The 20,217-nt window shown below is 72.9% G+C and carries 16 protein-coding genes; 8 read left to right on the top strand and 8 right to left on the bottom strand.

The window, feature by feature from the left end:
* Positions 1-79: 79 nt before the first annotated feature.
* From larC to NE235_RS35745, 4 genes are all read left to right on the top strand, one after another.
* Positions 80-1,300, top strand: a complete 1,221-nt coding sequence (larC, locus tag NE235_RS35760; protein ID WP_252811110.1) for a nickel pincer cofactor biosynthesis protein LarC — start codon at positions 80-82, stop codon at positions 1,298-1,300.
* A gap of 144 nt (positions 1,301-1,444) precedes the next feature.
* A complete protein-coding gene (locus NE235_RS35755) occupies positions 1,445-1,672 on the top strand; it encodes a FeoA family protein (RefSeq protein ID WP_252784781.1) in 228 nt (75 codons plus the stop codon).
* Complete coding sequence (gene feoB / locus NE235_RS35750) at positions 1,665-3,818, top strand: ferrous iron transport protein B (RefSeq protein WP_252811108.1); 2,154 nt, start codon at positions 1,665-1,667, stop codon at positions 3,816-3,818. Before NE235_RS35755 ends, feoB begins: the two co-directional genes overlap by 8 nt.
* A 64-nt stretch (positions 3,819-3,882) precedes the next feature.
* Positions 3,883-4,155, top strand: a complete 273-nt coding sequence (locus NE235_RS35745) for a FeoC-like transcriptional regulator (RefSeq protein WP_252811106.1) — start codon at positions 3,883-3,885, stop codon at positions 4,153-4,155.
* A 55-nt stretch (positions 4,156-4,210) separates the two neighbouring features.
* Here NE235_RS35745 and NE235_RS35740 read toward each other — a convergent pair whose 3' ends face one another.
* Positions 4,211-5,398, bottom strand: a complete 1,188-nt coding sequence (locus NE235_RS35740; RefSeq protein WP_252811104.1) for an MFS transporter — start codon at positions 5,396-5,398, stop codon at positions 4,211-4,213.
* A 48-nt stretch (positions 5,399-5,446) separates the two neighbouring features.
* Entirely contained in the window at positions 5,447-5,926 is a 480-nt protein-coding gene (locus tag NE235_RS35735) for an RrF2 family transcriptional regulator (RefSeq protein ID WP_252811102.1), read from the bottom strand.
* Positions 5,927-6,082: 156 nt separating this feature from the next.
* Here NE235_RS35735 and NE235_RS35730 point away from each other — a divergent pair, with 156 nt between their 5' ends.
* Positions 6,083-6,949: an LLM class flavin-dependent oxidoreductase gene (locus NE235_RS35730; RefSeq protein ID WP_252811099.1), complete on the top strand. Its 867-nt coding sequence runs from the start codon at positions 6,083-6,085 to the stop codon at positions 6,947-6,949.
* Positions 6,950-7,035: 86 nt separating this feature from the next.
* On the opposite strand, the gene NE235_RS35725 is transcribed toward NE235_RS35730, so the two are convergent.
* Positions 7,036-9,837 carry a SpoIIE family protein phosphatase gene (locus NE235_RS35725; RefSeq protein ID WP_252811097.1) on the bottom strand — a complete coding sequence of 934 codons (2,802 nt, stop codon included), beginning with the start codon at positions 9,835-9,837 and terminating at the stop codon, positions 7,036-7,038.
* 145 nt (positions 9,838-9,982) lie between these two features.
* Between NE235_RS35725 and NE235_RS35720 the strand changes: the two genes are divergently transcribed.
* A complete protein-coding gene (locus tag NE235_RS35720) occupies positions 9,983-11,398 on the top strand; it encodes a purine-cytosine permease family protein (protein WP_252811095.1) in 1,416 nt (471 codons plus the stop codon).
* A gap of 138 nt (positions 11,399-11,536) precedes the next feature.
* On the opposite strand, the gene NE235_RS35715 is transcribed toward NE235_RS35720, so the two are convergent.
* From NE235_RS35715 to NE235_RS35705, 3 genes are all read right to left on the bottom strand, one after another.
* Positions 11,537-13,243: a glycerol-3-phosphate dehydrogenase/oxidase gene (locus tag NE235_RS35715; protein WP_252811093.1), complete on the bottom strand. Its 1,707-nt coding sequence runs from the start codon at positions 13,241-13,243 to the stop codon at positions 11,537-11,539.
* An 85-nt stretch (positions 13,244-13,328) separates the two neighbouring features.
* The gene (gene glpK, locus NE235_RS35710; protein ID WP_252811091.1) at positions 13,329-14,846 is read right to left on the bottom strand and encodes a glycerol kinase GlpK; all 1,518 of its coding nucleotides are present in this window, start codon (positions 14,844-14,846) and stop codon (positions 13,329-13,331) included.
* Positions 14,847-14,964: 118 nt separating this feature from the next.
* The gene (locus tag NE235_RS35705; RefSeq protein WP_252811089.1) at positions 14,965-15,789 is read right to left on the bottom strand and encodes an MIP/aquaporin family protein; all 825 of its coding nucleotides are present in this window, start codon (positions 15,787-15,789) and stop codon (positions 14,965-14,967) included.
* Positions 15,790-16,087: 298 nt separating this feature from the next.
* Between NE235_RS35705 and NE235_RS35700 the strand changes: the two genes are divergently transcribed.
* Together NE235_RS35700 and glpK (NE235_RS35695) are read left to right on the top strand one after the other, a co-directional pair.
* The gene (locus NE235_RS35700; protein WP_252811087.1) at positions 16,088-16,855 is read left to right on the top strand and encodes an IclR family transcriptional regulator; all 768 of its coding nucleotides are present in this window, start codon (positions 16,088-16,090) and stop codon (positions 16,853-16,855) included.
* Positions 16,856-16,889: 34 nt separating this feature from the next.
* A complete protein-coding gene (gene glpK, locus NE235_RS35695; protein ID WP_252811136.1) occupies positions 16,890-18,401 on the top strand; it encodes a glycerol kinase GlpK in 1,512 nt (503 codons plus the stop codon).
* 46 nt (positions 18,402-18,447) lie between these two features.
* Here the strand turns inward: glpK (NE235_RS35695) and NE235_RS35690 are convergent, their stop codons facing one another.
* Both NE235_RS35690 and NE235_RS35685 read right to left on the bottom strand, forming a co-directional pair.
* Positions 18,448-19,125 carry an aggregation-promoting factor C-terminal-like domain-containing protein gene (locus NE235_RS35690; RefSeq protein WP_252811085.1) on the bottom strand — a complete coding sequence of 226 codons (678 nt, stop codon included), beginning with the start codon at positions 19,123-19,125 and terminating at the stop codon, positions 18,448-18,450.
* 82 nt (positions 19,126-19,207) lie between these two features.
* On the bottom strand, positions 19,208-20,173 hold the full coding sequence (locus tag NE235_RS35685) for a carbohydrate kinase family protein (RefSeq protein WP_252811083.1): 966 nt from the start codon (positions 20,171-20,173) through the stop codon (positions 19,208-19,210).
* Positions 20,174-20,217: the final 44 nt, after the last annotated feature.

Raw genomic sequence — 20,217 nt, 5'->3', positions numbered from 1 at the left:
CCCTTCCGAGGCGCACGTGCACTCATCCGGGGAGCCGGTGAGCCCCTCCGGGGAACCGGTGGGCTCTCTGGGGGAGCCGGTGGGCTCTTCCGGGGGAACGCGCCCGGCGCGGACGCTGTGGGTGGACGCGGGCAACGGCGCGGCCGGTGACATGCTGCTCGCCGCGCTCCTGGACGCCGGCGCCGACCCGGAGGCCGTGCGCGCCGGCCTGCGCGGGCTCGCCGTCGAGCCCATCGACGTCGAGGTGACCCAGGTGCGCCGGCACGGGCTTCGTGCCCTGCACGCCGACGTACGGGCGCCGCGCAGCGACGTCTCGCGGAACCTCGCCGACGTCACCGCGATCCTCACCGCCGCCACGCTCCCGGACGAGGCACGGGAGTTCGCGCTCGCCGTGTTCGAGCGGCTCGCCCGCGCCGAGGCGCGGGTGCACGGCGTGGCCGTCTCGGAGATCCACTTCCACGAGGTCGGCGCCCTGGACGCGATCGCCGACGTCACCGGCTGCGCGCTCGCCCTGCACGACCTCGGCCTGCTCGGGTCCGCGGCCCGCGTGGTCTCGCCGGTCGCGGCGGGGTCCGGAACGGTCCGCGCGGCCCACGGGCCGCTGCCCGTCCCGGTGCCCGCCGTCCTGGAGCTGCTCACCGAGGCCGGTGCTCCGCTGCGCGCGCACCCCGCCGCGATGGAGCTGTGCACCCCGACCGGCGCCGCGCTGCTCGCCACACTGGCCACCGGCTGGGGCCCCGCACCGGACTGCGTGCCGCGCGCCACCGGAACCGGCGCCGGCCGCGCCGACCCCGAGGGTCACCCGAACGTCCTGCGCGTACTGATCGGGGAGTCCGCCGGCGCCTCCGGCTGGGCGACGGCGGAGATGCGGCGCGTCGACACGACCGTGGACGACCTGGACCCACGGCTCTGGCCGGACGTGCTGGAGGCGCTGCGCTCCGCCGGGGCCGCCGACGCCTGGTGCGCCCCCGCGCTGATGCGCAAGGGCCGGCCCGGTCAGGTGCTGAGCGTCCTCGTGCCGCCGGACCGGCTCGACGCCGTGTGCCGCGTCGTCTTCGAGCAGACGACCACCCTCGGCGTCCGGGTGTCCTCGGTGGAGCGGCGCTCGCTGCACCGCGACCAGGTCGCGGTGACCGTGGCCGGGGGAGCGGTGGTCGCGGTCAAGCGCGGCCTGCTCGGAGGCAGGGTCGTGACCGCGCAGGCGGAGTACGACGATGCCCGGGCCGCCGCCGAGCGCACCGGCCGTCCCGTACGCGACGTGCTGGCCGAGGCGCTGACCGCCGCCCGCGCCCTCCCCTGACCGGCCGGTGAGGAACCTGGGCGGTGAGTCCCGGTTTCCAATCCATCATCACGGTCATGCCTTAGCGCGTGATTTGAACCTCACGAGGGTTGATATGTGGCTAGGTAAGGCTAGCCTTAGCAGCATCAGGCTACTGGAGGATCGATGACACTGCGGGGCTGCGCGGTCGGGTCGCGTCTCGAGGTCTGCCGGGTCACCGGCGGCCGGCGGCACCGGCGGCGTCTCATCGAGCTCGGGTTCGTGCGGGGCGCCGTCCTGTCGGTCATCGGAAGGGGCACGATGGGCGGGCTGGTCCTCGCCCTCGGCGACTCGCGGATCGCGGTCGACTCCTTCACCGCCGAGACCCTGCTCGTCAAGCCCGCCCATGTCTGAGCGCCCGCTGACCCGCCTCGTCCTGGAGAAGCCCTGCTGCGACGCCGACCTGCCGGGCGTCGACGAGGGCCACGCGCGGGTGGCGCTCGTCGGCAACCCCAACGTCGGCAAGTCCACACTGTTCAACGTCCTCACCGGGGCCCGCCAGCGGGTCGGCAACTGGCCCGGCAAGACCGTCAGCGTCGCGCGCGGCACCTGGCGGACCCCGGCCGGCGAGATGACGCTCATCGACCTGCCCGGCACCTACAGCCTGCTGCCCGACTCACCGGATGAGGCGCTGACCCGCGACCTGCTCGTCGACCGGGGCATGGACGACCGTCCCGACGTCGTCGTGCTCACCCTCGACTGCTCCAACCTCGCCCGCAACCTCTACCTGCTCGCCCAGGTGATGGAGACCGGCGTCCCGATCGTCGTGGCCCTCACGATGGTCGACATCGCCGAGAGCCGCGGCATCCGAGTCGACGTCGGCCGGTTCGCCGAGCTCATCGGCGCGCCGGTCGTCCCGGTGGTGCCGCGGCAGAACCGCGGGCTGGACGCGCTGCGCGACGCCGTCGAGGGCGCGCTCGCCGCGCGCCGCCCGCCGGGCGAGCCGGACCTCGGCGAGGACGTCGAGGCGGTCCTGGCGGAGGTCACCGCCTTCCTGCCCGCCGACGCGCTGCTGCGGTACCCCGAGCGCTGGCTGGCCACCGCGCTCCTCACCGGCGAGACCGTTCCGGGCGTCCCGGACGAGACCGGCGCACGGGCGCGGGCCGCCGGCGCGGGCCTGCTCGCCGGAGACGACACGGACGACCTCGACGACCTCGACGACCTCGAGATCGTCGTGGCCGAGCAGCGGTACGCCTGGGCGCACCGGCTGATCGCCGAGACGGTCCACCGGAAGGGCGACGTGCGCGCCACCGTGTCCGACCGGGTCGATCGGGCGCTGACCTCCCGCTGGGCCGGCCTGCCGATCTTCTTCCTCGTGATGTGGGGCGTGTTCATCCTCACGACGAAGATCGCGGCGCCGCTCCAGACGGGCCTGCAGGACCTCATCGACGGCCCGGTCAGCACCGGCGCGGCCCACGCCCTGCGCGGGATGTCGGCGCCGGCCTGGCTGTCCGGCCTGGTGCTGAACGGCATCATCGCCGGCGTCGGCCAGCTCCTCAGCTTCGTGCCGCTGATGGCGATCATGTTCGTGCTGCTGTCGGTGCTGGAGGACTCCGGCTACATGGCGCGGGCGGCGTTCGTCGTCGACCGGCTGATGCGCCTGATCGGCCTGCCCGGCCGGGCGTTCCTGCCGCTCGTCGTCGGGTTCGGCTGCAACGTGCCCGCCCTGGCAGGCACGCGCATCCTCTCGGACCGGCGGCACCGTCTCCTGACCGGCCTGCTGATCCCCTTCGTGAGCTGCAGCGCGCGCCTCACCGTGTACGTCCTGGTCGCCGGCGTCTTCTTCGGCAGCCAGGCGGGCACCGTGGTGTTCGCGATGTACGTCCTGTCCATCGTCCTGGTCGTCGGCATGGGCCTGCTTCTGCGGGGCACGCTGTTCCGCGGCATGAGCTACGAACCCCTGGTCCTGGACCTGCCGCCGTACCGCCTGCCGACCCTGCGGGTCATCGGCACGCAGACCTGGCAGAAGCTCTGGGCGTTCCTGCGGACCGCGAGCGGCCTCATCGTCGCGACGGTCACGGCGGTGTGGCTCCTCGCCTCCGTCCCGGCGGGCGGCGGCCAGGGCGGGTTCGGCCGGACCCCCATCGAGCACAGCCTGTTCGGGAGCACCGCCCGGGTGGTCGCCCCGGCGTTCGAACCCGCCGGGTTCGGCGACTGGCACCCGTCCGCCGCGCTGATCACCGGCTTCGTCGCCAAGGAGGCCGTCGTGTCCACGGTCGCCCAGACGTACAGCATGGGCAAGCCGGCCGACGAGCACCGGGCCGGGAGCCTCGGGCCCGCCCTGCGGCAGACGTTCGAGCGCACCTCCCACGGCCACAAGATCCCGGCCGTCCTGGCGTTCATGGTCTTCCTGCTGGCGTACACCCCGTGCATGACGACCGTCGCGGCCCAGCGCGCCGAACTCGGCGGCAGGATGACCCTGTTCGGCATCGGCATGCAGCTGGTGGTCGCCTGGCTGCTCGCCGTCGCCGTCTTCCAGATCGGAGCGATGTTCCTGTGAGTGCGCGTAGTGAGCGAGCCATGAGCACGGCGTCTCCGGTCACTCTCCCGGCGGAGGAGGCCGCGTGAGTGCGCTGCGGCAGATCCTGAAGGAGATCACCACCTCGCGCGGGGCGAGCCTCGACGAGATCGCCCGCCGGGTCGGCGTCAGCCGCGAGGAGGCCGAGTCGATGGTCGACTACTGGGTCCGCAAGGGCCGCCTGTCGGCCGAGGACATGGCGGCCGCCTGCCCGAGCGGGGGCTGCGGCGGTTGCCCTCAGGGCGACCACGGCAAGCCGGGCTGCGGCACCCGGCGCGACGGCCCGGTCCTGCTCGCCATCAGCGTCCGCCGCCCCTGACCCGGCGCCCCGGTCGCGACGGACACCGACCGGCGCCCCGGGCGTGACGCCTCGATCACCCCCGGGCCGTCCAGCGCAGGAAGACCCAGGCGAGCGCCGCGACCCCGGCCGCCAGGGCGTACATCACGGACGGGCCCGCGCCGAGGGTCACGCCGCCGAGGGCGGTGCCGGCGCCGATCCCGACGTAGATCGAGGACGCGTTGAGCGAGACGGCGAGCGGGGCCTCCCGCGGCGCGGCGTCGATGAGGCGGTGCTGCTGTGGAGGCGTCTGCGTCCACGTGCTCGCCCCCCACAGGAGCACCAGGACTCCGGCCACCGGCGCGGAGCCGGTCCCGGCCGCGGCGACGATCCCGAGCACGGCGAGGGACACGACCATGGCGAGGTAACCGCCGCTCAGGACGCGGACCGGCCCCCACCGGTCCGTGGCGTAACCGGCGACGAGGTTCCCGGCGACGGCGCCCGCGCCGTACAGGAAGAGCATCAAGACCATCGACCCCTCCGGCACGCCGACGCCCTTCAGCGCCGGGACGCTGTAGGCGTACACGGTGTAGCTCGCCCCCATGCCGAGAACGGTCAGCGGCAGCACGGACGCCACGGCGGGCCGCCGCAGCAGTGCCAGGCGCGCCCGCAGCGGCACGCGCGGGCCGCCGGGCAGCGACGGCATGATCAGGGCGACCCCGGCCGCGGCGACCAGGGACAGCGCCGCCACCAGGCCCAGTGCGGTACGCCAGCCGAACCAGTGCCCGGCCAGGTCGCCGAGCGGCACCCCGATCGCGGTCGCGACGGTCAGCCCGCCCACGACCACGGCCAGCGCGCGCGCCCGCACCTCCGGGCGGACCAGGGCCGCGCTCACCGCGCCCGCCCCCGGCGTGTACACGGCGGCGCCCGCCGCCGCCAGCACCCGGCTCGCGATCAGCAGGGGCAGGTCCGGCGCGAGCGCCGAGGCGAGGTTGGCGAGACCGAGCACGATGAGCGCGCAGACGAGCAGCGTGCGGCGCGGCAGCCGTGCCGTCACGGTCGCGAGGACGGGCGCGAGGACGGCGTACGCGACGGCGAACACCGTCACCGACTGGCCGGCCGCCCCGGCGGAGACGTGCAGCGTACGGGCCATGGACGGCAGGAAGCCCGCCACGATGAACGCGTCGGTCCCGACGGCGAAGGTCCCCAGGGCCAGGACCAGCGTCGAGGTCAGGCCGCCCGCCCTCGCCCGCGCGGCGGCGCGATCAACCAGGACATTAGACATCCAGATTCTCCTCACGGTTCTCTCCGCGATCGTTCACCGATGTTCCGGTCAGCCGTTGACGCGCTCGTGCCAGCGCCGGGCGCGTGCGCCGGCGGAGGGCGGCGCCTCGGCCATCAGGTCGGCCAGCGTCCGGGCGGCGAGTTCGCGCCGCCACGCCAGTTCCGCCCGCCGCATCGCCATGGAGATGCCGCACGCGTGCCGGAACTCGCTCGCGGGCGCCTCGGCGCCCGCGCCCCGCTGCCGGATCTCACTGCAGCGGAACGCCTCCTCCGGCCCCTCGATCGCGGAGACGACGTCCATCAGCGTGATCTTCTCCGGTGGCCGGGCCAGGCGGAAGCCGCCGCGGGCGCCGGCGGTGGAGGTCAGCACCCCGGCCCGTACGAGCGCCTGGAGGCGCTTGTTCAGGTACGCGGGCGGCAGCTCGAACCACTTCGCGAGCTTCGCCGTCGACAGCGCCTCGTCGTCGCCGATCCACGCCAGCACCAGACAGCAGTGCAGGCCCCACTCGACCCCTTCGCCCATGCGCATGAACCTGGATGTTACACGTCCAGATTCGCTCCCTGCCGGAGATCGCCAGGATCGATCATCAGGGACATGCCGCCGGGACCCGCGCCGGACGGACGGGCGGGGATGAGCCGGGCGCGCGGTGACCGTCGGGGTGGCGGAAGAATGCATCATAGGGAGATGCGCTCGTCGATCAACATCCCGAACTTCGGGGACTTCGCCGACCCAAGGGCAGTGGCCGCGGTCGCCGTGGCGGCGGAACAGGCAGGCTGGGACGCGCTGTTCGTCTGGGACCTTCTGACGTACGACCGCCAACGGCGGCCATTCGGTGATCCGTGGATGCTGCTGACCGCCGCAGCGCTGGCCACCACCCGAATCAGGATCGGCACGCTCGTCACGCCGGTCGCCAGGCGTCGACCACAGCAGCTCGCTCGCCAGGTCGCCACGCTGGACGTTCTGAGCGGCGGACGGGTGATCTTCGGAGTCGGGCTGGGCGACCGGGACGACTTCGCCTGCTTCGGGGAACCCACCGATCCACGTCTTCTCGCCGAGCGCCTGGACGAAGGATTGGACCTGTTGGAGCGTTACTGGACCGGCGAACCTGTGACCTACCAGGGACGCCATCACCAGGCCGACGACGTGGCGCTCCTCCCCGCCACGGTGCAGCGCCCTCGGCCGCCGATCTGGGTCGCCGGCTTCTGGCCGCGGCGCCCTCCCATGCGCCGTGCCGCCCGATTCGACGGGGCAGTCCCGATGTTCACCTCTGCGCCGCACGGCTACGCGCCACCGGCCGGCGAAGTGCGGGCCCTGGTCACCTATATAAGCGAGCAGCGAGAGGCGCGGCAGGACGGTCCCGATGGACGGCCCTTCGAGATCGTCGTCGGCGGTGTCAGCCCGACCGGCGCTGGTCAGGCAGCCGATCTGCTCGGGCCGCTGGCCGAGGCGGGTGCCACCTGGTGGGACGAACGACAGCGCATCGACAGCGACGATCTCGACCGCCTCACCCCAGTGCTCGCCCGCGTCGAACAGGGACCGCCGACCTTCTGATGGGCGGTCTGCGGCGATTCGCGATCGCAGGCCGCGACGGTGCGGTGACGCCGCTCTTGCTCACCGACGCGATCCGCTCGAGATGATCAGAAGGACGTGCCGTCGAACTGTCCGAGGAGGGCGTCGGCCAGTGCCTCGCCCCCGCCGGCCGGTGCGCCACCGTCGAGAACCTGATCGGCCCAGATGACCTTGCCCTGGGAGGTGTAGCGGGTTCCCCACCGCTGGGAGAGCTGCGCGACGAGGAACAGGCCCCGCCCGCCCTCATCGGTGGTCGCGGCGCGCCGCAACCGCGGGGACGTGCTGCTGCCGTCCCACACCTCGCAGGTCAGGCAGCGCCCGTGCAGCAGCCGCACCTTGATCGGCGGCGCCCCGTACCGGATCGCGTTCGTGACCAGCTCGCTGACGATCAGCTCGGTGGTGAAGACGACCTGCTCCAGCCCCCACTCGCGCAACGTCCTGGCGCAGCCGGCCCGCACCGGAGGGACGGCCGCGGCGTCGCCCGGGACGTCCCACTCCGCCACGCGCGACCGTGGGAACGCGCGGGTACGCGCCACCAGCAGCGCGATGTCGTCGGCGGGATGTTCCGGCGCGACCGCCTCGATCACGGCCTGACAGGTCTCCTCCGGCGTGAGCCCCTCCGTGCGTTTCAGCGCCCGGCGCAGCTCCTCCAGCCCGCCGTCGATGTCGCGGGTCCGGGTCTCGATGAGCCCGTCGGTGTACAGCACCAGTCGTGCGGCCTCCGGCAGGTTCAGCTCGGCCGTCTCGAAGGGGTGGCCGCCGAGTCCGAGCGGAGGCGAGGCGGGCACGTCCGGGAAGGCGACCGTTCCGTCCTCGTACACGACCGCGGGGCCGGGGTGTCCCGCGCGGGCGATCGTGCACGCCCCGGCCACCGGGTCGTAGACCGCGTACAGGCACGTCGCGCCCGTCACACCGTCGCCGCCCTGGCCCTTCCCGTTCCCACCGGTGCTCTCCTCGCTGTCCATCCGCTCGACGAGCTCGTCCAGGTGGCCGAGGACCTCGTCGACCGGGAGGTCCAGCGTGGCGAAGTTGTGCGCCGCGGTGCGCAGCCGCCCCATCGTCACGGCCGCGTGCAGCCCGTGACCGACGACGTCGCCCATCGCCAGCGCCACCCGCGCCCCCGGCAGCGGGATGAGATCGAACCAGTCCCCGCCCACTCCCGCCTCCGCGGGCAGGTACCGCCAGGCCACCTTCAGGGCGTCCTGCTCCGGCTGCCTCCGCGGCAGCAGGCTGCGCTGCAGCGTGACCGCCATGGCGTGTTCCCGGGCGAAACGACGGGCGTTGTCGATGGCCACGGCGGCCCGCGCGGTCAGCTCCTCGGCCAGCAGCAGGTCCTCGTTCTCGAAGGCCGGCCTGCCGCGCATGCGGTAGAAGCTCGCCACGCCCAGGGAGACGCCCCGCGCCTGCAACGGCACGGTCACCAGCGAGTGCAACCCCTGCTCCAGCGCCTCGCGGGCGCGCTCCGGCGCCTGCTCCTGCCACCCGCGGGCCTGCCGCAGGTCCGCCTGCAGCACTCCGTACTCCTGCTTCAGCGCTCGTATCTGCGGTGCCGCCGGCGACAACATGACCTGTTCGCCCACCGGCCACAGCGACGGCATCAGCCGCTCGCCGCCGGCCGCCACACGCCGCAGCGGCCGCCATCGCCCGGCCACGGGCTCCTCTCCGCGCAGGACCGCGTCGAGCAGATCGACCGTGATCACGTCGGCGAACCCCGCCGCGGCCACCTGGGCCAGTTCCTCCGCCTCCCGGGTCACGTCCAGGGTGGTCCCGATCCGTACCCCCGCCTCGTACAGCAGTTTCAGGCGTTCCCGGGTCACCTGCGCCCGTCCGGTCACCGCCGCCAGTTCGGTGGTGTCGCGCAGCGTCACCACGTTGCCGCCCTCCGGCCCGCTGGGGAACGTCGACCGCTTGTTCACCGCCAGCAGCCGGTCCCGCGTCAGGTGCACCTCGTCCGTGACGGGGTCCTCCGACAGCAGCAGGCGCACCATCTGGTCCGAGAGTCCCAGATCCCGGACCTGCCGTCCCTCCGCGTCCTCCGGCAGGTCCAGTAGCCGCCGCGCCTCGTCGTTGGCCACCAGCAGCCGCCCGTCGGCGCAGGTGATCAGCACCCCTTCCCGCACGGCGTGCAGGACGGCGTCGTGGTGCTCGTACATCCGCGTCATCTCGGCCGGGCCCAGGCCGTGCGTCTGCCGCCGCAGCCGCCGGGACACCAGCGCCGTTCCGGCGGCGCCCAGCGCCAGCGCGGCCAGCCCGCTCCCGACGGTCATCGGGAGCTGCGGCGTCCAGTATCTCGCCACGCTCTTGACCGTGATCCCGGCGGCGACCACACCGACCACGGCGCCGCGGTCATCGGTCACCGGGACCACCGCGCGGACGTCCGTTCCGGTGCCCGCCGGAAGGGGCGGCCCGCCTCCCTTCTGGATGACGGTGCGGCCTTGCAGCGCCGGCCGGATGTCGGTGCTGAACTTTCCGCCGATGTACTCCTTGTAGGGGTACGTGTAGCGGATCCCGTGGGTGTTCAGCACGACGATGTAGTCCACGCCCGCCCTCTTCCGCGCCGCCTCGGCGCGGGGCTGCAGCACCGCCGTGGGATCCGGGGCGCGCAGCGCCTGGACCAGGCCGGGGGAGTTCGCGAACGTCTGGGCGGCGACGACCGACTCCCGGATGCTCTGGCGCAGGGCGTCGTGCGTCGCCTGGTAGACCTCCATCGCCACCGACGCCGCGACCAGCAGGGTCACGATCAAGAACTGGAGAAGGAGCACCTGCCCGGCGACACTGCGCAGGCTGAGCAGAGACCCGCGGTGGTCGCGCGGGCGTCCGGCGGGCGGGTGGCGCCGATGCCTCCGGTTCCGCCGGAGGAATGCCTCCATGTCCTATTCATAACATCACCCTGCGTGCTCCCTGGGGCCGCCCGGCGCCGTCTCACGGCGGGCCCCGGCCGGGTGTCTCGGATCCGAGACGGTTCGTCGGAAAGTGTCCTTGCGGGCCGTGGGGCGGGGGCGTGAGGGTGCGCACATGGCAAAACAGGAGGTCAGCGGCGGCTCGCGGGTCGCCGGCGGGCAGGCGGACGGTGGTGCGCTCGGAGTCGAGCGGCGATCCATCGACTTCGTCCCGCCCGAGGAGCGGCACGGGTCGGTGCGGAGCCTGTTCACCGTGTGGTTCGGCGCGAACATGCAGGTGACCACGGCGGTCACGGGGGCGCTGGGAGTGATCCTCGGGCTGCCGTTGCCCTGGGCGATCGTCGCGCTCGTCCTCGGCAACCTGCTCGGCGCGATCTTCATGGCGCTGCACTCGGCGCAGGGGCCGAAGCTCGGGATCCCGCAGATGATCCAGAGCCGGGCCCAGTTCGGCTTCTACGGCGCGATCCTGCCGCTGCTGCTCGTCGTGCTGATGTACGTCGGGTTCTTCGCGACCAGCGCGGTGCTCGGCGGGTCCGCGCTCGCCGGCTGGTGGGGGATCGGCCGGACGCCGGCCACGATCATCGTGTCGGCGGTCTGCACGGTCCTCGCCGCGTACGGGTACCGGCTGATCCACCAGTACGAGCGGTGGATCAGCCTCATCGCCGCGATCGGTTTCCTCTACCTGACCTACCGGCTGCTGACCGGCCACCACGTGGGCCGCGTGTGGCACTCGGGGCACGTCGGGGCGGGCACGTTCCTCCTCGTCATGGCGATCGCGGCGACCTGGCAGATCACGTACGCGCCGTACGTCGCCGACTACTCCCGCTACCTGCCGGAGACCACGTCGGTGCGGGCGGCGTTCTGGTGGACGTACGCCGGCAGCGTGATCGGCACCGTCTGGATGATGGCGTTCGGCAGCGTCTGCGCCGCCGTGGCGGCCAAGTCGTTCGAGGGCGGGTCGGTGTCGTTCGTGGTGGGCCTGGGCCGCCCGCACTGGGCGTTCTCGCTGATCATCGTGCTGGGCGTCATCGCGGTGAACGTGCTGAACCTCTACGGCATGTTCATGTCGGCGGCGACGACGCTGACGGCGCTGCGGCCGATGCGGATGAACGGCGGCGTCCGTCTCGGGTTCGTCGTCGTGGCCGCCCTCGTCGGGACGATCGTCGCGCTCGCCGCCAGCGCCGACTTCCTGCACAACTTCGAGAATTTTATCCTGTTCCTGGCGTACTTCCTGATCCCGTGGACGGCGATCAACCTCGTCGACTTCTACTTCGTCCGCAAGGAGCGGTACGACATCGACGCGATCTTCCGCCCGGACGGCGTGTACGGCGGGTTTAACTGGCGGACCATCGGCGCCTACGCGATCGGCGTCCTGGTGGAGGTGCCGTTCGTGAGCTCGACCTTCTACACCGGCCCGTTCGTGAAGCACCTGGGCGGCGCCGACATCTCCTGGATCATCGGCCTCATCGTCGCCTCCGCGCTGTACTACGCCTGGATGCGCCCGGTCGCCGCCCGGACGGCGACGGCCTGACCGAGGAGGATCGCCGGCGCCCGCCCCGCTCCGCGGGCGGCGGGGGCCGGCGGCCGGCCGTCGCGGACGTACGGGCGGGCGGGGTGGCCCCTGGCACCCCGCCCGCGTGATCGGCGCGGTGGTCCGCGCGGGACCCGGTCAGGAGGCGGCCCGCTCGGCGAACAGGCTCGGCGCCCGGCCGCGGGCGGCGGCCGCGGCGGCGTCGTCCGCCTCACGGCGCGCCTGCCGCTCGGCCTCGACCTGGCGCACGTAGTGCTCGGTCTCGCGCTTCACCGTCTCGTCGTCCCAGCCCAGCACCGGCGCGACGAGCGCGGCGACCTCGGCCGCGGCGGCGGAGCCCTGGTCCCACTCCTCGATCGCGGCGCGGGTACGGCGGCGCAGGATGTCCTCGACGTGCAGCGCCCCCTCATGCGACGCGGCGTACACGGCCTCGGCCTTCAGGTAGTCGCGGGCGGCGCCGAGCGGCTCGCCGAGGGAGGGATCCTTCTCGATCAGTCCCAGCAGCTCGTCGACGCACGAGCCGTACCGCTTCAGCAGGTGCTCGACGCGGGCGACGTGCAGGCCGCTGCGCCGGGCGAGCCGGTGCCGCTCGTTCCACAGGACCTCGTACCCGACGGCGCCGATCAGCGGTACCCGGTCGGTGACGGAGGCGGGGACGGTCGTGGGCAGGTCCTCGGCCGCCGCGTCGACGGCGTCCTTCGCCATCACCCGGTAGGTCGTGAACTTGCCGCCGGCGATCACGGTGAGCCCCGGGACCGGCTGGGCGACCGTGTGCTCGCGGGACAGCTTGGTGGTGTCGTCGGCCCCGCCGGACAGCAGGGGGCGCAGGCCGGCGTACACGCCCTCGATGTCCTCGGGGACGATCGGGGTGCGCAGCACCGCGTTGACGTGCTCGAGGATGTACTCCACGTCGGCCTGGCTGGCGGCCGGCTCCTCCTTGTCCAGGTCATAGGGGGTGTCGGTGGTGCCGATGATCCAGTGCCGGCCCCACGGGATGACGAACAGCACGCTCTTCTCCGTGCGCAGGATCAGGCCGGTGTCCAGCCGGATCCGGTCGCGCGGGACCAGCAGATGCACGCCCTTGGACGCGGTCACGTGCGGACCGCCGCGCGCGTGCGCGAGCCGGCCGGCCTCGTCGGTCCACACGCCGGTCGCGTTGATCACGTGCCGGGCCCGGACGGTCAGCTCCCGGTCGTTCTCCAGGTCGAGGACCCGTGCCCCGATGACGCGGTCCGCCTCGCGGAGGAACCCGACGGCGCGGGCCCGGGTCAGCACGGACGCGCCGTAGGCGGCGGCCGTCCGGGCCAGCGTCAGCGTGAACCGCGCGTCGTCGACCTGCGCGTCGAAGTACTGGATCGCGCCGACGAACGTGTCGCCGCGCAGCGCCGGGGCGATCTTCAGGGCGCCGCGGTGGCTCAGGTGGCGGTGGCGCGGCATCGACCGGGCGCCGCCCATCGTGTCGTACAGGCCGACGCCGGCGCCGACGTAGAAGCGCTCCCACATGCGGTGGGTGAGCGGGTAGAGGAACGGCACCGGGCGTACGAGGTGGGGCGCGAGGCGGTTCAGCAGGAGGCCGCGTTCGCGCAGCGCCTCCCGTACGAGACCGAAGTCGCGCTGCTCCAGGTAGCGCAGGCCGCCGTGGATGAGCTTGCTGGACCGGCTGGACGTCCCGGCCGCCCAGTCCGCGGCCTCGACCAGCGCGACGGACAGGCCGCGCGACACGGCGTCGAGCGCCGCCCCGGCGCCCACGACTCCGCCGCCCACGATCAGCACGTCGAACTCGCCTTCCGCCAGGTTCCGCACGGCCTGCGCGCGGTAGGCCGGTCCGAGGGATACGGCTTTCACGTTCGGGTTCTCCTCCGAGGTGTGGGCGGGCGGTACGCGGGGATCGGTGTGGGGGCGCACCGCCGGCCCGCCGCGGGGGAAGGGGCTAGTCGACGTCGACCCAGTCGAGGGTCCGGGACACGGCCTTCTTCCAGCCGGCGTATCCCTTCTCGCGCTGCTCCTCGCTCCAGCGGGGCTCCCAGCGCTCGTCCTCGTTCCAGTTCTGGCGCAGCTCGTCGGTGGAGTTCCAGAACCCGACGGCCAGGCCGGCGGCGTACGCGGCGCCGAGTGCCGTGGTCTCCGCGACGACCGGCTTGGAGACCGGCACGCCGAGGATGTCGGCCTGCAGCTCCATGCAGAGGCGGTTGGCGGTGATGCCGCCGTCCACCCGGAGGACGTCGAGGGCGACGCCGGAGTCCTGCCGCATCGCCTCGACGACGTCGCGGGTCTGGTAGCAGATCGACTCGAGCGTGGCGCGGGCCAGGTGGGCGTTGGTGTTGTAGCGGGACAGGCCGACGATGGCGCCGCGCGCGTCGGACCGCCAGTACGGGGCGAACAGGCCGGAGAACGCCGGGACGAAGTAGACGCCGCCGTTGTCCTCGACCTGCCGGGCCAGCGACTCGCTCTCCGAGGCGCCGGAGATGATGCCGAGCTGGTCGCGCAGCCACTGCACGGCCGAGCCGGTCACCGCGATCGACCCTTCGAGGGCGTACACCGGCTGCTGGTCGCCGAACTGGTAGCAGACGGTGGTGAGCAGGCCGTTCTTGGATCGGACGAGCTCGGTGCCGGTGTTGAGCAGGAGGAAGTTGCCGGTGCCGTAGGTGTTCTTGGCCTCGCCGGCGTCGAAGCAGACCTGGCCGACCGTGGCGGCCTGCTGGTCGCCGAGGTCGCCGGACAGCGGGATCTCGCCGCCGATCGGGCCGTGCGCCCGCGTCATGCCGTAGAAGTCCGGGTTGGAGGAGGGCCGGATCCGCGGCAGCATCTGGCGTGGGATCTGGAAGAACGACAGCAGCTCGTCGTCCCAGTCCAGCGTCTCCAGGTTCATGAGCATGGTGCGGCTGGCGTTGGTCGGGTCGGTGACGTGCACGCCGCCGTCGACGCCGCCGGTGAGGTTCCACAGCAGCCAGGTGTCGGTGTTGCCGAAGATGGCGTCGCCGGCCTCGGCGGCCTCGCGTACCCCGTCGACGTTCTCCAGGATCCACTGGATCTTGCCGCCGGAGAAGTACGTCGCGGGCGGCAGCCCGGCCTTCTTCCGGATGACGTCGCCGCGCCCGTCGCGGTCGAGCGCCGAGGCGATGCGGTCGGTCCGGGTGTCCTGCCAGACGATCGCGTTGTAGTAGGGGCGGCCGGTGCGGCGGTTCCACACGACGGTCGTCTCGCGCTGGTTGGTGATGCCGAGGGCGGCGAGGTCGCTCGCCTCGAGGTTCGCCTTGCCCATCGCCGTCTCGATGACGGCGCGGGTGCGCTCCCAGATCTCGGTCGGGTTGTGCTCCACCCACCCGGGGTTCGGCAGGATCTGCTCGTGCTCGAGCTGGTGCTTCGCCACCTCGTTGCCGCCGTGATCGAAGATCATGAAGCGGGTGCTCGTCGTACCCTGGTCAACCGCTCCGACGAAGTCGGCCATGTCTCGCCTTTCTACTTCTTTCTAGGCCGTCCGGCCGGGCCATGGGGGGATGCCCGGCCGGACGGGTCACGCGGATCATTCCGCGCGGGGGGAAACCGATCAGGCCTGGTGCGGCGCGTCAGAGCTTCTCGAGCTCGCCTTCGCTGGGGACGCGGCCGGGCTCCTGCTCGTCGGCCGGCAGGAACCGCCCGATGAGCACCTCGTAGAGGCCCGCGCCGGCGACCGCGCCGATGAGCGGGCCGACGATGGGCACCCAGAAGTACAGACCGCCGTACTGGTCGCGGAACGCGGTGCCGTATCCGGTGAAGAACGAGGCGAGACGCGGGCCGAGGTCACGCGCGGGGTTGATCGCGTAGCCCGCGTCGGTGCCCCAGGCCATGCCGATCGCGACGACGATCAGACCGACGATGAACGGTGCCAGGTTGGCGGCGGGGGAGGAGTTGCGCAGGTCGGTGACGGCGAGGATCAGGAACAGCAGGATCGCGGTGCCGATGATCTGGTCGCGCAGCGCGCCGCCGGCGTGCACGGGCATCGAGCCGTTGCCGGGCAGGGTCGAGAAGACGCCCTGGGTCTTGATGGTGTGGCCGGGGTCGAGCTTGGCCAGCACCTCGCTGTAGTTCCAGCGCACGATCAGCGCCGCGACGAACGCGCCGACCAGCTGGGCCAGCGAGTACGGCAGGACCTTGCGCCAGGAGAATCCCTTGAACACCGCCAGCGCGACGGTGACCGCGGGATTCAGGTGCGCGCCGCTGATCCGGCCCGCGACGTACACGCCGAGCGTGACGCCGAGGCCCCAGCCCCACGCGATGCTGTCGTGGTCGCCGAACCCCCCCGCCACGACCTGCGCCACCACGCCCGTGCCGAACAGGATGAGCACCAGGGTTCCCGCGAATTCGGCGGCCAGTTCACCGGCCAGCCCGGGGATCTTTAGTCGCTCTGCCACGTCTCCTCCTAGGGGGCGATGCCCCAGCTCAGGGGCACCGTGAGACACCGTCCGCGAGGAGGCTGTGAGCTCCCTCACGACTGAGGGGACGCTAAGTCGCGGGTAAGTCATGGTCAACAGACAGGTGCCGACATTGTCGAACAGGTGCCAGCGTCCGTGTCTCGCCGGAATCCTGACAGAGTGACGTGACTCACAGGCAGGCGGGAATTCCGCCTCTCCGCGCGGTGGACGGGCGGCCGGACGCGGCATATGTGCCGACATTGTCGAACAGGCGCCGACCTGCACTAACATGGCGTGCGTGCCAGGACCGGTCCAGTCGATCGAGCGAGCCGCGGCCATCCTCCGCCTGCTCGCCCGCGGTTCCGGCCGCCTCGGAGTCAGCGAGATCGCGGCCTCACTCGGGCTGGCCCGCGCCACCGCGCACGGCATCCTGCGGACCCTCCAGGGGGTCGGCTTCGTCGAGCAGGACGAGGAGACCGGCAAGTACCAGCTCGGCGCGGCGCTGCTCCACCTCGGCACGAGCTACCTCGACGTCAACGAGCTGCGGTCGCGCGCGATCAACTGGGCCGACGCCCTCGCCGCCCGCAGCGGCGAGGCGGTCCGGATCGGCACCCCTCTGGACGGCAGGGTCCTCGTCGTGCACCATGTCTTCCGGCCGGACGACACCCTTCAGGCCCTCGAGGTCGGCGCGCTCCTCCCGGCGCACGCCACCGCGCTGGGCAAGGTGCTGCTCGCCTTCGACGCCGGAGCCGCCGCGGCGCTGCAGGAGACCGGCCTCGAGCCCTTCTGCCGGCGGACCATCACCCAGCACCGTGAGCTCGGCCGGGCGCTGGCCGAGATCCGCGAGATGGGCTGGGCGTCCGAGGTGGAGGAGTTCACGGTGGGGGAGGCCGCCGTGGCCGCGCCGATCCGCGGCCAGGGGGGCCTGGTGGTCGGCGCGATGGGCATCTCGGGGGCCATCGAGCGCCTGTGCGACCCGAGGGGCCGGCCGAAACCGACGCTGGTGACGTACGTGCGCGACGCCGCGCGCGCCGTCTCCCGAGATCTTGGGGCCTCCCGGTGGTGAGCACCGCCCGCGACGCCCGGAACGGCAGGACATGATGGTAGAGCGCTATGTGATGTCCATCGACCAGGGCACGACGTCGACGCGCTGCATCCTGTTCGACCACGGAGGGCGGCTGGTCTCGGTCACCCAGCGGGAGCACAAGCAGCACTTCCCGCGACCCGGCTGGGTCGAGCACGACGCGATGGAGATCTGGCGCAACCTCGAGCGGATCGCCCCCGAGGCCCTCGAGCACGCCGGGGCGACGCCGGACCAGGTCGCCGCGCTCGGCATCGCCAACCAGCGCGAGACCTCCGTGCTGTGGGACCGGCACACGGGCCGGCCGGTCGGCCGCGCCGTCGTCTGGCAGGACACCCGGACCGACTCCCTCGTGAGCGAGCTCAATGCGCGCCCGGACGCCGACATGGTCCGCGAGCGGTGCGGCCTGCCCATCGCGACGTACTTCTCGGCGTCCCGCGTCCGCTGGCTGCTGGACAACACGCCGGGCCTGCGCGAGCGCGCCGAGCGCGGCGACGTGCTGTTCGGCACGATGGAGAGCTGGCTGATCTGGAACCTCACCGGCGGTCCCGGCGGCGGCCTGCACATCACCGACGTCACCAACGCCAGCCGTACCCTGCTGATGAACCTGACGACGCTGGCCTGGGACGACGACCTGCTGGCGTTCTTCGGCGTGCCGCGCGCCATGCTGCCCGAGATCCGTCCCTCGACCGAGACGTACGCCCGCGCGAGCCGCGTGCTGCCCGGCGTGCGCATCGCCGCCGCGCTCGGTGACCAGCAGGCCGCGCTGTTCGGCCAGACCTGCTTCGCGCCCGGCGAGGCCAAGTGCACGTACGGCACGGGCAGCTTCCTGCTCCTCAACACCGGGACCGAGCCCGTGCGCTCCACCCACGGGCTGCTCACGACCGTCGGCTACCAGATCGCCGACGAGCCGGCGGTGTACGCCCTCGAAGGATCCATCGCCATCACCGGCGCGCTCGTCCAGTGGTTCCGCGACGGACTCGGGCTCATCGCGAGCGCCCCGGAGATCGAGACCCTCGCCCGGACCGTCGAGGACAACGGCGGCTGCTACATCGTGCCCGCGTTCTCCGGGCTGTTCGCGCCGTACTGGCGGAGCGAGGCGCGGGGCATCATCGTCGGGCTCACGTCCTACATCACCAAGGGCCACCTGGCCCGCGCCGTCCTGGAGGCGACCGGCTGGCAGACGCGCGAGGTCGTCGACGCGATGAACGCCGACTCCGGGCTCGCGCTCAAGGCGCTGAAGGTCGACGGCGGCATGACCGCCGACAACCTGCTCATGCAGTTCATCTCCGATGTCCTGGACGTCCCGGTCATCCGCCCGATGGCCGCCGAGACCGTCTCCCTCGGAGCCGCGTACGCCGCCGGGCTCGCCGTCGGCTACTGGGCGGACCTGGAGGGCCTGCGCCGCAACTGGCACCGCGCCGCGCAGTGGCTGCCCGGCATGGACCCCGTCCGCCGTGACACGGAGTACGACAACTGGCGCCGGGCCGTCGAGCGCACCTTCGACTGGATCAAACCCGGCGGCCGGTGACCGGGGACCCGGCCGCGCCCGGCGGCGGGCGATACGGGCCGGGCCGTCAGTACCAGTGGTGGGCCTGCCACCAGGACCAGGCACGGCAGGGGTCGCCGTAGCGCGAGCCGATGTAGGTCAGGCCCCAGGTGATCTGGGTGATCGCGTTGTTCCGCCAGTCGGGCGCGACGGAGTTCATCTTCGAGCCGGGCAGGGCCTGGGCGATGCCGTACGCGCCGCTGCTGGGGTTCTCGGCGTGCTCGTTCCAGCCGCTCTCGTGGTTCCACATGGTCAGCAGTGACGGCCAGCAGCGGCCCCAGCCCTTCAGGGCGTTCATCTTCTTGGCGTACTTCTGGTTGTCCGCCGCGCTGGGGTTGTGGCTCATCTTCCGCTTGAACGCCTCCCACGCCCGGCGCTTCCGCTCGGCCTCGGCGCGCTTGCGCGCGTCGCGCTCGGCGGCGAGCTGCGCCTTGTAGGCGCGCTCCCGCGCGGTGGCCTGGGCCTGGGCCATCATCGGGTCCATCGTGTAGCCCTCGAGGGTCCGCGCGAGGTCGTTCGCGGAGACGTCCGCCGCCGCGCCGGAAGGAGGCTTCCCCTTGCCGAAGTCGATGTTCGCGACGACCACGACGGCGGCCACGACGACGAGCGTCAGGATCACGCCCGTGCTGCCGAGCGTACGCCGGAGGATCCGCAGCGCGCGTGAGCCCGCCGGCCGTGCGGGAGTGGGGGACTTCCGGGGGGACATGCACCCTAGCTTGCACCAGTCGCGACAGTGGTGACCCCGTTTGTCCAGATATCCGGTTGTGACATCTGCGACGAAGCGCGCCTCAGTCCGCGGAAGAGGCCGTCAGCTCCGCGCGCGTGGGCGGGTCGGCGCCCCGCCGCCCGCACGTGATCGCGGCCGCCCGCGCCGCCTCCGCGCACACCTCCGTGAGCACCGGCCCCGGGACGGCGCGGAGGGCGGCGCGGCGCTCCGCCCCGAGCAGCCCGCGCTCGTACAGGCCGGCGAGCACGGCGCTCATGTACGAGTCGCCCGCGCCGACCGTGTCGACGACCTCCACCGCGCGCGCCGGCAGGGGGAGTGGCGCCAGGCGCGGCGCGGTGACGAGGACGCCCTCCGCCCCCAGCGTCACGATCACCACGCCGCCGGTCTCCTCGACCAGCCCGGCCGCGAATCGCCGCGGGTCGTCGCCGGGCCGCAGCCACGCCAGGTCCGCGTCGCTGATCTTGACGATGTCCGCCGTGTGCAGCAGCGTCCCGATCCGGGCCCGGGCGTCGGGTACGGCCGCCATGACGTCCGGGCGGCAGTTCGGGTCGTAGGCGATCGTCGCGGTCTCCCGGGCGCGGCGGACGAGACCGGCCAGCGCCTCGGCCCCCGGCGGCAGCACCATGGCGAGGGAGCCGACGTGGAGCGCGGCGACGTCACCGAGCGGCAGGGCGGCCAGCTCCTCGGCGGTCCACTGCCAGTCGGCGGTCCCCGCGAGCCGCAGGTCGTACGCCGGCCCGCCCGCCTCGTGGTGCACGAACGCCACGGACGAGGGCTCCGCGGCGGTCGCCACCGCGCCGGTGTCCACCCCGTTCCGCAGGAGGTGCTCCCGGAGGGTCCGGCCGAACGGATCCTCGCCGATCCGGGCGATCATCCGGGTCGGGACCCCGAGCCGGGCCAGCCCGACGGCCACGTTCGCCGGGCTGCCGCCGGGCAGCGCGAGGTACGGGCCGCCGGGCTCCCCGGCGACGAGATCGATGATCGCTTCACCGGCGACCGCGACGACGCGGGCGTCAGGGCTCCGCACGCACTCTCCTTGTCTCGGGCCCGCGCCGGGCCCGCCGCGTCAGT

The sequence above is a fragment of the Actinoallomurus spadix genome (genome assembly GCF_024055725.1).
Classification (GTDB): domain Bacteria; phylum Actinomycetota; class Actinomycetes; order Streptosporangiales; family Streptosporangiaceae; genus Actinoallomurus; species Actinoallomurus spadix.
This window is presented reverse-complemented; position numbering and strand designations above follow the sequence as displayed.

Bases quoted from the DNA above. Each gene is read 5' to 3' on its own strand.
- NE235_RS35730 (WP_252811099.1), top strand. From the start codon at position 6,083: ATGCGCTCGTCGATCAACATCCCGAACTTCGGGGACTTCGCCGACCCA.
- NE235_RS35725 (WP_252811097.1), bottom strand. From the start codon at position 9,837: ATGGAGGCATTCCTCCGGCGGAACCGGAGGCATCGGCGCCACCCGCCC.
- glpK (WP_252811091.1), bottom strand. From the start codon at position 14,846: ATGGCCGACTTCGTCGGAGCGGTTGACCAGGGTACGACGAGCACCCGC.
- NE235_RS35720 (WP_252811095.1), top strand. From the start codon at position 9,983: ATGGCAAAACAGGAGGTCAGCGGCGGCTCGCGGGTCGCCGGCGGGCAG.
- NE235_RS35755 (WP_252784781.1), top strand. From the start codon at position 1,445: ATGACACTGCGGGGCTGCGCGGTCGGGTCGCGTCTCGAGGTCTGCCGG.
- NE235_RS35735 (WP_252811102.1), bottom strand. From the start codon at position 5,926: ATGCGCATGGGCGAAGGGGTCGAGTGGGGCCTGCACTGCTGTCTGGTG.
- NE235_RS35740 (WP_252811104.1), bottom strand. From the start codon at position 5,398: ATGTCTAATGTCCTGGTTGATCGCGCCGCCGCGCGGGCGAGGGCGGGC.
- NE235_RS35690 (WP_252811085.1), bottom strand. From the start codon at position 19,125: ATGTCCCCCCGGAAGTCCCCCACTCCCGCACGGCCGGCGGGCTCACGC.
- feoB (WP_252811108.1), top strand. From the start codon at position 1,665: ATGTCTGAGCGCCCGCTGACCCGCCTCGTCCTGGAGAAGCCCTGCTGC.
- glpK (WP_252811136.1), top strand. From the start codon at position 16,890: ATGGTAGAGCGCTATGTGATGTCCATCGACCAGGGCACGACGTCGACG.